Here is an 11,564-nt window from a genome sequence, read left to right on the forward strand (position 1 = left end):
GGGGGGGGGGGGCGGCGGGGTGGGGGGGTGCGCCCCGGAGTGGGCCCGCCCGCGCCCCCGGGGACGGGTTTCCCCCCCCCCCCCCACCGGGCCCCACCCCGCCATCCCAGGGATCCTGCTGTTGCCCTTGCTTCGGCCGTTGCCTCTGCGGGTGCAGGGCGCAGCCCTGCCGCTTACCCAACAGGCTGCAGCGGCACCTTCGCCAGCACCCGCGCCCACGGGAACAACGGTCCCGGATCACGCTTGCGCGCCACCATCAGCGTCGGATCATCGCTGGCCGGCACCTGCTCCAGATCCAGCTGGTCGTGCCCGGCAATCCGCCGCAGCGACGGATAGCGCGCCACCAGCGCCAGCAGCAGCGCCTCCAGCGCCGCCAGCTGTGCCTCGGTGTAGGCCTCGTCCATCGCCTGATGGCGGCTGTCGAACCAGTCCGGGTAGCGCCCGGTGTTGACCAGCTCGATGCCCAGCGTATGCGCGTTCATGCCGCGCACGTGGTGGGCCACCCGTTCCGGTGCCACGTACTGCACCACGCTGCCATCGCGGTCGATGTAGAAGTGGCCGCTGTTGCCGGCGCCGCTGTCATACAGCACGCGCTCGCCGTACTCGCGGGCCATCGCCAGATCGGGCAGCTCGGTGCAGTGGATCACCACCATCTCCAGCGTGGCCGGGTCGCGCAGCGGCAGGCGGTCTTGATAGGGCAGGGGCTGCAGCTGCAGGCCGGGAAGGAGCGGGTTGGGCATCCAGCGATGCTAGCATTGCGGCATGAACCTGCCTCCTCTTTCGCCGCCGACCCGCTCCCACGGAGCGCGCGCATGAGCCGCGGCCACTGCATCCTGTCCCACGGTTTCGAGAGCGGCCCGGAAGCGACCAAGGTCACCGCGCTGGCCGACGTGGCGCAACGCCTGGGCTGGACCCATGAACGTCCGGACTACACCGACCTGGACGCGATGAGCGAGGTCAGCCGGGTGGGTGACGTGCGCACCCGGCTGCAGCGCCTGGTGGAACGCGCCGCCATCGCCGCCCAGCAGGGCCCGGTGGTGCTGGCCGGCTCCAGCCTGGGCGCCTACATCTCCGCCATCGCCTCGCTGCAGGTGCCTGTGGCCGGCCTGTTCCTAATGGTGCCGCCGACCACCATGGGCCCGATGCCGGCGCTGGATGCCGCGGCGGTGCCGACCACGGTGGTGCAGGCCTGGCATGACGACGTGGTCCCGGCCGCCGGGGTGATTGCCTGGGCGCAGGCGCGTTCGGCGCAGCTGCTGCTGGTCGACGACGGTCACCGCCTGGAGCACCACGTGGAGGCCTCCGCGCAGGCCTTCGAGCGCCTGCTGCGGCAACTGTGAAGCCCGGGCGCACGGCGCGCCCGCCCGCTTTGACTACAATGACAGCCCCGCCGCCCCCGGCGCGGGCCTGCCGGCCGTGCCTACGGCCCTCCTTTCCGACTGGCCCGGCCCCTGTGCCGCGCCCGACCATCTGCGAACCGATTCCGTGAAATTCTTCGTCTCCTGCGCCAAGGGCCTGGAATACCTGCTTGCCGATGAACTGTCGGTCCTGGGCCTTGCCAAGGCCACTGCCACCATTGCCGGCGTCAACGCCGAGGGCGAACTGGAGCAGGCGCTGCGGATCGTGATGTGGTCGCGCCTGGCCAGCCGCGTGCTGTGGCCGATCGACGAGTTCGAGTGCCCGGACGAGCAGGCCCTGTATGACGGCGTGCGTGCGCTGCCGTGGCATGAGCACATCAAGCCGGAGATGACCCTGGCGGTGGACGCACATGTGTCCGGCGACAAGATCACCCACGCCCGCTTTGCCGCCCAGCGGATCAAGGACGCCATCGTCGACCGCATGCGCGATGAGGGGCTGGAACGCCCCTCGGTCAACACCGACCTGCCGGACGTGCGCGTCAACCTGTCACTGCGCAAGGGCCGCGCCTCGCTGTCGATCGACCTCGGCGGCGGCCCGCTGCATCGCCGTGGCTGGCGCGGTGCCGCCCACGAGGCACCGCTGAAGGAAAACCTGGCTGCCGCGCTGCTGCTGCGCGCGCAGTGGCCGCGCCTGCACGCCGCCGGTGGTGGCCTGCTGGACCCGATGTGCGGCAGCGGCACGCTGCTGATCGAGGGCGCGCTGATGGCCGCCGACGTCGCTCCCGGCCTGATGCGCCATGGCAGCCTGCCGCCGAGCCGCTGGCTGGGCTTCGACAAGGCCGCCTGGAAGACCATCCAGAGCGAAGCGCGTGACCGTGAGGCCGCAGGCCTGGCCGCGCTGAAGCCGGTCATCCATGGCAGCGACATCGACCCGACCGCGATCCAGGCGGCACGCGAGAACGCGGAAGTGGCGGGTGTCGCCCACGCGATCCGCTTCACCCGCGCCGACGTCGCCGACCTGGCCGCGCCGGAGCAGGAGATCGGCGCGGTGGTCTGCAACCCGCCGTACGACGAGCGCCTGGCCGCCGATCCGGCGCTGTACCGCGCACTGGGCAACGCCCTGCAGAAGGCCGTGCCGCAGTGGCGTGCCAGCCTGCTGTGCGGCAACGACGAGCTGGCCTTCGCCACCGGTCTGCGTGCGGGCAAGAAGTACCAGATGTTCAACGGTGCGCTGGAATGCGCGCTGATCGTCTGCGACCCGATCGCGGTGCCGGGCCGCGATCCGGCACAGCCACGCGAGCTGAGCGAAGGTGCGCAGATGGTGGCCAACCGCCTGCGCAAGAACCTGAAGAAGTTCAAGAGCTGGCGTGCCCGCGAGGACATCACCTGCTTCCGCGCCTATGACGCCGACCTGCCGGAGTACGCCGCCGCCATCGACGTCTACGAGGAAGACGGCGGCAAGCGCCGTACCTTCCTGCACGTGCAGGAATACGCCGCACCGGCCGCCATTCCGGAGAACGACGTGCGCCGTCGCCGCAACGAACTGCTGGCCGCTGCGCGTGAAGTGTTCGGCGTGCCGCCGGAGCAGGTCTCGATGAAGTCGCGCGAGCGCGGCAAGGGCGGCAGCAAGTACGGCCGCTTCGAGCAGCGTGACGAGTTCATCGTGGTGCGCGAGAACAACGCGCTGCTGCAGGTGAACCTGTTCGACTACCTCGATACCGGCCTGTTCCTCGACCATCGCCCGCTGCGCCGGATGATGGCCGAGCAGGTGCGCGGCAAGCGTTTCCTCAACCTGTTCTGCTACACCGGCGTGGCCAGCGTGCAGGCCGCGGTGGCCGGTGCCGCCAGCACCACCAGCGTCGACCTGTCGGCCACCTACCTGCAGTGGTGCTACGACAACCTGGCGCTGAACGGGCAGGGCGGCAACCAGCACCTGCTGGTGCAGGCCGATGCCATGGCCTGGCTGGAAGGCGACCGTGGCCAGTACGACGTGATCTTCTGCGACCCGCCGACCTTCTCCAACTCCGCGCGTGCCGATGACTTCGATGTGCAGCGCGAACAGTTGAAGCTGCTGCGCGCAGCCGTGGCGCGGCTGGCACCGGGCGGCGTGCTGTATTTCTCGAACAACTTCCGCCGCTTCAAGCTGGAAGAGAACGCCATCGCCGAATTCGCCCAGTGCCGCGAGATCACCGCGCGCACCATCGGTCCGGATTTCGAGCGCAACGCGCGCATCCACCGCGCGTGGGAACTGAAGCGGTTGGGGTAAGTCCGCCAGTGCCGGCCGATGGCCGGCACCACCTATCTGGCCAGTAGATCCACGCCATGCGTGGATGGCGGTTACAGCAACCCCACCACCAGCCCGACCACCGGCAACGCGATCGCCAGCGGCGCGATCCATTTCGGTCGGTAAGGGTACAGCCCGAACGACAGCGCCACACCGCCCAGGGTCATCGTGCCCAGCCACAGCACCGGGCCCATCGCCCAGCCATGGTCGACCACGCACAACGCGAACGCCACCGTCAGCAGGGCCCAGCCCAGCACCCGCCACTGCGTGCGCCGTGCCGGGGGAGCTGCAGCCTTGCCGTGCAGGTCGTGCTGGTGCTTTTCCATCGCCAGCGACAGGGCGGTGAACGCAGAGAACGACAGCGTCAGAGCCAGCAGCATCATGCGCTGGCCTCCGCTTCGGCCGCTTCGACGGATGCCTTCGGCGCTGCTGCGGCAGCCGCGCGCTTCTTCTTCTCGGCCGCACTCAGCGGTGGCGTCCAGCGCTGCATGCGCCAGCCGCACATCGCCAGCATCGCGCCGAAGGCAATCATCGACAGATCAACGCCGGCCAGCACCCAGTCACCGTTGCGCAGGGTGACGCCCAGGTGGGCATGCGTGGTCAGCGCGTTGACCACCGGCACCAGCGCGAACGCGGCGGCGCCCAGGTACAGCTGCCACGCCCACATCATCCGCTTCGGCCAGATGAAAGCGGCCAGCAGCGCGCCGCCCCAAGCGTAGAAGAACACGTTGGCTTCCGCACTCGAGCGCTCGGCGATGGCCAGCGGCAGCAGGCGGTTGCCCCAGAAGTAGGCGGCAAAGGCGATCGGCAGCCCGGCCACGGTGCCGATGTTCAGCGCATCGACCAGGCGCAGGCCGAAGCCGATGCGTCCACTCTTGGCATGCTTGGGACGTTCCTTCACCGCCCACAGCACCACGCCGCTGGCGACCATCAGGCAGCCGACCAGGCCGGACAGGAAGAACAGTGCACGCAGGCCCCAGTCGGCAAAGCGTGCCAGATGCAGGCCGTACAGCACGCCGCGGGTGGCGGTGGCGCCACCGGAGGGCGGTGTTTCTTCCAGCAATGCACCGCTGACCATGTCGTAGCGCACGGCCGGGGTGTCGGTGGACAGGCGCTTGCCATCACGCTGGCGGATGTCGATGACCGCATTGGCCGCGCCCGGGTTGGACACGGTGAAGCCGGCCACTTCCACGCCGTGCCAATGCGCACGCGCGCTGTCCAGCAGTTGCGCGATCGGCAGCGGTGTTGCGCGGCCTTCGGCCGGCGCGGTCACCTCCGGCATGCCGCCGAAGGCTTCGCTGAAGAACTTGTCCTCGTCCTGCGGGTAGGCGACTTTCACGCCCCACGGCAGGTACATGATCATCAGCGTGACGATGCCGGTGTAGGTGATCATCGCGTGGTAGGGCAGGGCCATCACCGCGCTGACGTTGTGGAAATCGAGCCAGGAGCGCAGGCCCTTGTCCTTGCGGAAGGTGAAGAAGTCCTTGAAGATTTTCTTGTGGGTGATGACGCCGGTGATGATCGCCACCAGCATGAACATCGCGCAGAAGCCGACCAGATAGCGTGCCCACAGCACCGGGATGTAGTGCAGGTCGAAGTGCAGGCGGTAGAAGAAATCACCGCCGCGGGTCTCACGGGCCTTCAGTGCCTGGCCGGTGTTGGGGTCGAGCGTGGCATCGCCGAAGCCGCCTCGACGGCCACGGCTGGGGTCGGCCAGTTCCGGGGGCAGTCGCCAGAACATCTGCATGGCCGGGTTGCGCGGCTGCGGCAGGGTGACGAACCAGTTCTCGGCCTGCGCGGCGTTGGCCTGCAGGTAGTCCACCGCGCGCTGCGCGGCGACGTCGATGCTGACGTTGCTGGACGGCAGCTCCGGGCGCATCCAGCGGCTGATTTCTTCGCGGTAGTAGCTGGCCGTGCCGGCCATGAAAATCAGCAGCAGCAACCAGCCGACCAGCAGGCCGGTCCAGGTGTGCAGCCAGGCCATCGACTGGCGGAATCCGTTCTTCATGCCCAGGCCCCCAGCATGCGCGCGATGGCAGCCATCAGCAGGGCGGGAGCGAGAATGCCGACCCACGCACGCAGCGCGCTGCGGGTGGCGAACGCCCACAACGCCGCGCAGGCGGCGACCAGAATGGCCAGCAGCATGCCGGTCAGCACGGTCTGCCCGCGTGCGCCGGGCAGCGCCACCGCGCAGAACACGCTGGTGGCCGAAGCCAGCGCATAGCCGCCGAAGATCGCAGCCAACGAGCGTGACAGCACGCCCCAGCGCGGGTTGGAGAAGAAGGTGCGGGGGCTGGCGGTTGCGGGCGAGCGGTCCACGGCGTTCCTGCAGGTAGGGGAGGGGATGGAACGCGTCCGCGGCCCCCTTGCGCCCTGCGCATGTCGCCCAGCGTGTCCCATCGACGAAGCACCGCCCGCGCAGACGGGCAGCCCAGAGGTCGGGGATGTACACGGGCGATGGGCGCGTCTTCCGCGCCTGTTTGGCTAAGCGTACAACCGATCAGTAATGATAGGCATTCGCATTTTATGAATCAAGCATGATGAGCGCGAGGAGGGGCGACGCCTAGAACCTGAACACCACGGTTGCCGCATGCAGCAGCAGGCCGATCAGGCCGCCGACCAGGGTGCCGTTGAAGCGGATGAACTGCAGGTCGCGACCCACACTCAGTTCCAGCTGCTCGACCAGGTGTCGCTCGTCCCAGCCCTTCACGGTCTGCGCGATATGCGTGGTCACGCCCTCGCGCAGGCGGCCGGTCAGGCGCTGCGCACCTTCCAGCAGGTGCTGGTTGAGGGCCTCGCGCAGGGCCGGGTCAGCCTGCAGGCTGGCGCCCAGCGACGCGAGGCTGCGCTGCAGGTGGCCGACCAGCGCCGAATCCTCGCGCTGCAGATCGGCGCGCAGGCTGGCATGGATGCGTGCCCACAGGCCCTGCACGTAGTCCTGCAGGGCGGGGTGGTCGATCATTTCCTGCTTTAGCTGCTCGATGCGCTCGGCCAGGGCCGGGTCCTCGCGCAGGCGCTGCACGTAATTCTGCAGCCAGCTCTCGTAGTCCTGGCGCAGCGGATGCTGTGGCTCGGCCAGCACCTGCTGCAGTTCTTCCAGCACCGCCCGCGCCAGGCGCTCGGCCAGGCTGTCGCCGATCTCGTCGATCGGCTTGACCCAGTTCACCGTGCTCGACAGGGTGGGCCACTCGCGCTGGATGTGACGCACGATCAGCTGCGAAGCACGCTCCTTCACTTCCGGTTGCTCCAGCCAGCGCCCCAGGCGCTGCAGGCCCTCGTCCAGCACGCGCTGGTGGCGCCCATCGGCGGTCAGCAGGGCCAGCAGCTCACCGGCGGTGGCGGCGGCATTCCACTGCCGCAGCTGCTGCACCACAAAGGTGTGCAGCTGGCGGCGTACGGCGGTTTCGTCGAAGAAATCCAGCGCCTGCAGGGCCCAGCCGCGGGCCATGTCGGCCAGCATCCGCGAGCGCGCCGGATCGGCCAGCCAGCTGCCGAGGCGGCTGGCTGGATCGAACACCTGCAGCTTGGCCAGCAGCACGCCCGGCTCCAGGAACTGGTCACGCACGAACAGGGCGAGACTGTCGCCGATGCGTTCCTTGCTGCGCGGGATGATCGCGGTATGCGGGATCGGCAGGCCCATCGGCCGCCGGAACAGCGCGACCACAGCGAACCAGTCGGCCAGCGCGCCCACGGCCGCTGCTTCGCAGAAGGCCGAGACCCAGGCCCAGATGCCGCGCTCGCCCTGCCAGTGGCTGATTGCGAAACCGGCCAGCATCAACAGCAACAGGCCCAGCGCGAGGGCTTTCAGGCGCCGCAGCTGAGCGCGGCGCGGATCGTGGGCAGGCGTCATGCGGAAAGTCTAACCGCAGCTTGGTGACGCCTGTCTGTAGAGCCGAGCCCATGCTCGGCTGCCTTGCGCGTGGAAAAGAGCAGCCGAGCATGGGCTCGGCTCTACAGAAGCGCGTCGAGAGCGCTTAGAGCGCTTCCAGCTGCTTGCGCAGCGCGGCCAGCTGCGCGCGCAGGGTGTCGTTCTCGCGGGTCAGCGCGACCACGCGACGGCGCAGGGCCGGTGCATCCTCGCCCAGCTGTTCCAGTGCCGACAGAACCTCGGCATCGCGGCTGGCCACCTCGTCCTCGCTGGGTTCTTCGAAATCCATCTCGGCTGGTTCAGGCTTCGGTGCACGCGGCTTGCGCTTGGACTCGCGCACGCGCTTGGCGGCCTGCTTCAGCTCGTCCTTGCCACCGGCGGCGGCAGCGCGCTGCTCGTCTTCCGGCAGGTCGGCCACGGCCGCAGCGGCGCTGATCGAGATCACGCCGGCCTTCACCGCTTCCACCACCTCGGCCGCGGCCTGGGCGTGGATGCGCTCGATCATGCCGACCTGGCTTGTGCTCAGCTTGGCCTCGCGGGCCAGCTCGGCGCGGCTGATCTTCGGCGCCGGTTCCCACGGCGGGCTGTCCTCGCCCGCGTCTACGACGACGTCGGCGGTGCCGTCGCTCTCGCGCTGCAGCTGGGCCTGCTCGACCTGCTTGCGGGCGGCCAGGATGTCGCGCTTGCGCAGCGCCAGCACACCGCGCTGGAAATCGGACACGCTGCGGCGGCCCAGGTGCTGCTCGATCATCCACAGGTGCACGTCTTCCATGCTCTGGAAACGGGTGTTCTGCACGGTGTTGAAGGGCAGGCCGTGCTTCTGGCAGATGCCGAAACGGTTGTGGCCATCGACCAGCACATCACCCCACAGCACCAGCGCATCGCGGCAGCCTTCGGCCAGGATGCTGCGCTCCAGCGCGTCATGTTCGTCCGCGGTCAGCGGGTCGATGTAGGCCTTGAGTTCTTCTTTGACGACGATATCCATGGGCACGGCAGCGAGCAGGAGCGGAACCGCCCATTGTACCCGCTCGCCACCGCTGGCCCGGGCTCAGGCGGTGGCCCGGATCATCTCGCCCAGGGTGCCGGTGATCTGGTCGATCTGTGCCTTGTCCACGATCAGTGGCGGCGACAGCGCGATGATGTCGCCGGTGCAGCGCACCAGCAACCGGCCGTCGTGGAAGCAGCGCCGGAACACCTCGTAGCCACGGCTGCCGGGAGCATCGCGGCGCGGTGCCAGCTCGACCGCGCCGACCAGCCCGAAGTTGCGGATGTCGATCACGTTGGGCAGGCCCTGCAGCGCATGCAGCCGTTCCTGCCAGTACTCGCCCAGCTCGATGGCACGCTCGAACAGGCGCTCCTCGGCATAGATGTCCAGCGTCGCCAGCGCTGCGGCGCAGGCCAGCGGGTGGCCGGAATGGGTATAGCCATGGAACAGCTCGATGGCCTGCGGCGGGGCCTGCATCAGCGTGGTATGCACGGCGTCGCTGGCCAGCACGCCGCCCAGTGGCACCGCGCCGTTGCTGACCGCCTTGGCAAAGGTCAGCAGGTCAGGGGTGACCCCGAAGCGCTGCGCGGCGAACGGCATGCCGACCCGGCCGAAACCGGTGATGACCTCATCGAACACCAGCAGGATGCCGTGGTGGTCGCACAGCTCGCGCAGGCGCTGCAGGTAGCCGGGCGCAGGCAGGATGACCCCGGCGGAGCCGGCGATGGGCTCGACGAAGACGGCGGCAATCGTCGAGGCGTCGTGCAGCGTGATCAGTCTTCCCAGGTCGTCGGCCAGTTCCGCGCCCTGGCGCGGCAGGCCCTTGCTGAACGCATTGCGCGGCAGGTCCAGGGTGTGGCGCAGGTAGTCCACGCCACCCAGTTGCAGGCCGAACGCCCTGCGGTTGTTGGGCAGCCCGCCAAGTGCCATGCCGCCGAAACCGACGCCGTGATAGGCCTTCTCGCGGCTGATGAAGCGGGTGCGCTGGCCCTCGCCACGCTGGCGGTGGTAGGCCAGCACGATCTTCATCGCGGTATCCACCGCCTCGGAGCCGGAGCTGGTGAAGAACACATGGTTGAGCGGGCCCGGAGCCAGTGCGGCCAGTCGCTGCGCCAGCGCGAAGGCCGGCGGCGAGCCCATCTGGAAGGCCGGCGAGTAGTCGAGCGTGCGTGCCTGCTCGGCGATGGCATCGACAATGCGTGGGCGGGCATGGCCGGCGTTGCAGCACCACAGGCCGGCAGTGCCATCGAGGATCTGGCGGCCGTCGACATCCTCATAGTGCATGCCTTCGGCGCGCACCAGCATGCGGGGTGCCGCCTTGTACTGGCGGTTGGCGGTGAACGGCATCCAGTACGCGTCCAGTGACTCGGGGCGCTGGGTGGCCAGGTCGTGCAGGTCGCTTTCGGGACGCTTCATGCCAGCTCCGTCGGGTCCGATGCGACGAATGTAGCGCAGCCGCGTCACGGCGGAGTCGCGGCGGTCCCGGTATAACGAAGGCTCGTTGAATGTTGGAGCTTTCCATGGCTGATTTCCCCGACCGTAGCCATTGGCAGGCGCTGGCCCTCCAGCTGTCGATGCCGGGCCAGGCCTTCATCGACGGCCGCTATGTCGATGCCGCCAGTGGCGCCCGCTTCGACTGCATCAGCCCGATCGACGGTCGCGTGCTGGGCGCGGTTGCCGACTGCGACGCGCAGGATGTCGAGCGCGCGGTCCTGGCCGCGCGACGCAGCTTCGAGGCGGGCCACTGGTCGCAGGCCACTCCGGCCCATCGCAAGCGCGTGCTGCTGGCGATGGCGGCATTGGTGGAAGCGCACGCCGATGAACTGGCCCTGCTGGAAACCCTGGACATGGGCAAGCCGGTGCGTGACGCTCGCCGTATCGACCTGCCCGGCGTGGTGCGCTGCCTGCGCTGGACCGCTGAAGCGGTGGACAAGCTGTACGGCGAGGTCGCGCCCACCGGCCCGCACGAGCTGGGGCTGGTCACGCGTGAGGCCGCTGGCGTAGTGGCGGCCATCGTGCCATGGAACTTCCCGCTGTTGATGGCGTGCTGGAAGATCGCACCGGCCTTGGCCATGGGCAACTCGGTGGTGCTCAAGCCTTCCGAGCGGTCACCGCTGAGTGCGCTGCGGCTGGCCGCACTGGCCGCCGAGGCGGGCCTGCCGGAGGGCGTACTGAACGTGTTGCCGGGCCACGGCGCGCGCGTTGGTGAACCGTTGGCCCTGCACATGGACGTGGACGTGCTGGCCTTCACCGGTTCCACTGCCACCGGCGCGAAGCTGCTGGAGCATTCCGGGCGATCCAACCTCAAGCGGGTCTGGCTGGAATGCGGTGGCAAGAGCCCGCATGTGGTGTTTGCCGACGCCCCCGATCTGGACGTCGCCGCCAAGGCGGTGGCACAGGGCATCTTCTTCAACCAGGGCGAAGTCTGTACTGCCGGCTCCCGGCTGCTGGTCCAGCGCTCGATCCGCGAGGATTTCGTGCATCAGGTGATCGCCCATGGCCAGCACATGCAGCCGCAGCATCCGCTGGAGGCCGATGCACCGATGGGCGCGCTGGTGGATGCCGCGCATCTGCACAAGGTGATGGACGATATTGCACGCGCAGAAGGCGAGGGCGCGCGGCTGCTGCTGGGTGGGCGACGGGCCGAGGTCGAGGCCGGCGGCAGCTATGTGCAGCCGACAGTGTTCGACCAGGTGCGCCCGGAGCAGGCCTTGGCGCGTGAGGAAGTATTCGGGCCGGTGCTGGCCGTACTCGGCTTCGACGGCGAGGCCGAAGCGGTGCGCCTGGCCAATGACAGTCGCTACGGCCTGGCCGCGGGCCTGTGGACGCGTGATCTCAGCCGCGCCCATCGGGTCGCGCGACAGCTGCGCGCGGGTAGCGTATGGGTGAACGGCTGGGACGGTGGCGACATGACCGCACCGTTTGGTGGTTACAAGCAGTCCGGCAATGGGCGGGACAAGTCACTGCATGCGTTCGACAAGTACAGCGAGATCAAGGCTACCTGGATCCAGTTGTAACGACGCGATTGCTGGACGGCTGTTCGCTCTTTGTAGAGTCGAGATCCTATGT

General features: G+C 68.8%; 10 protein-coding genes. 3 read left to right on the plus strand and 7 right to left on the minus strand.

Translation table 11 applies throughout. From position 1 onward, the window contains the following. Window positions 1–173: 173 nt before the first annotated feature. A complete protein-coding gene (locus ARC63_RS00915) occupies window positions 174–740 on the minus strand; it encodes an N-acetylmuramoyl-L-alanine amidase (protein WP_057502292.1) in 567 nt (188 codons plus the stop codon). 72 nt (window positions 741–812) lie between these two features. On the opposite strand from ARC63_RS00915, the gene ARC63_RS00920 reads away from it, so the two are divergent. Together ARC63_RS00920 and rlmKL are read left to right on the plus strand one after the other, a co-directional pair. After that, on the plus strand, window positions 813–1,340 hold the full coding sequence (locus ARC63_RS00920) for an alpha/beta hydrolase (RefSeq protein ID WP_057502293.1): 528 nt from the start codon (window positions 813–815) through the stop codon (window positions 1,338–1,340). Between the two features lie 145 nt (window positions 1,341–1,485). Beyond that, the gene (gene rlmKL / locus ARC63_RS00925) at window positions 1,486–3,624 is read left to right on the plus strand and encodes a bifunctional 23S rRNA (guanine(2069)-N(7))-methyltransferase RlmK/23S rRNA (guanine(2445)-N(2))-methyltransferase RlmL (protein ID WP_057502294.1); all 2,139 of its coding nucleotides are present in this window, start codon (window positions 1,486–1,488) and stop codon (window positions 3,622–3,624) included. 71 nt (window positions 3,625–3,695) lie between these two features. Here the strand turns inward: rlmKL and ARC63_RS00930 are convergent, their stop codons facing one another. From ARC63_RS00930 to aptA, 6 genes are all read right to left on the minus strand, one after another. Beyond that, window positions 3,696–4,025, minus strand: coding sequence for a DUF3325 domain-containing protein (locus ARC63_RS00930; protein ID WP_053442762.1), 330 nt, complete (start codon window positions 4,023–4,025; stop codon window positions 3,696–3,698). Further along, window positions 4,022–5,650, minus strand: a complete 1,629-nt coding sequence (locus ARC63_RS00935; protein ID WP_049482895.1) for a PepSY-associated TM helix domain-containing protein — start codon at window positions 5,648–5,650, stop codon at window positions 4,022–4,024. Before ARC63_RS00935 ends, ARC63_RS00930 begins: the two co-directional genes overlap by 4 nt. Continuing rightward, complete coding sequence (locus ARC63_RS00940; RefSeq protein WP_053442764.1) at window positions 5,647–5,961, minus strand: DUF3649 domain-containing protein; 315 nt, start codon at window positions 5,959–5,961, stop codon at window positions 5,647–5,649. Before ARC63_RS00940 ends, ARC63_RS00935 begins: the two co-directional genes overlap by 4 nt. Before the next feature lie 244 nt (window positions 5,962–6,205). Next, on the minus strand, window positions 6,206–7,492 hold the full coding sequence (locus ARC63_RS00945) for a DUF445 domain-containing protein (protein WP_057502295.1): 1,287 nt from the start codon (window positions 7,490–7,492) through the stop codon (window positions 6,206–6,208). Window positions 7,493–7,616: 124 nt separating this feature from the next. After that, window positions 7,617–8,495 (minus strand): ParB N-terminal domain-containing protein, encoded by an 879-nt coding sequence (locus ARC63_RS00950; RefSeq protein WP_010486183.1) that lies wholly within the window; start codon window positions 8,493–8,495, stop codon window positions 7,617–7,619. Window positions 8,496–8,558: 63 nt separating this feature from the next. After that, window positions 8,559–9,911 (minus strand): omega-aminotransferase AptA, encoded by a 1,353-nt coding sequence (gene aptA, locus ARC63_RS00955; protein ID WP_057502296.1) that lies wholly within the window; start codon window positions 9,909–9,911, stop codon window positions 8,559–8,561. A gap of 104 nt (window positions 9,912–10,015) precedes the next feature. Between aptA and ARC63_RS00960 the strand changes: the two genes are divergently transcribed. Then, the gene (locus ARC63_RS00960; RefSeq protein ID WP_057502297.1) at window positions 10,016–11,512 is read left to right on the plus strand and encodes an aldehyde dehydrogenase; all 1,497 of its coding nucleotides are present in this window, start codon (window positions 10,016–10,018) and stop codon (window positions 11,510–11,512) included. The last annotated feature ends 52 nt before the right edge of the window (window positions 11,513–11,564 follow it).

The sequence above is a fragment of the Stenotrophomonas geniculata ATCC 19374 = JCM 13324 genome (assembly GCF_001431625.1).
GTDB classification, from domain to species: domain Bacteria; phylum Pseudomonadota; class Gammaproteobacteria; order Xanthomonadales; family Xanthomonadaceae; genus Stenotrophomonas; species Stenotrophomonas geniculata.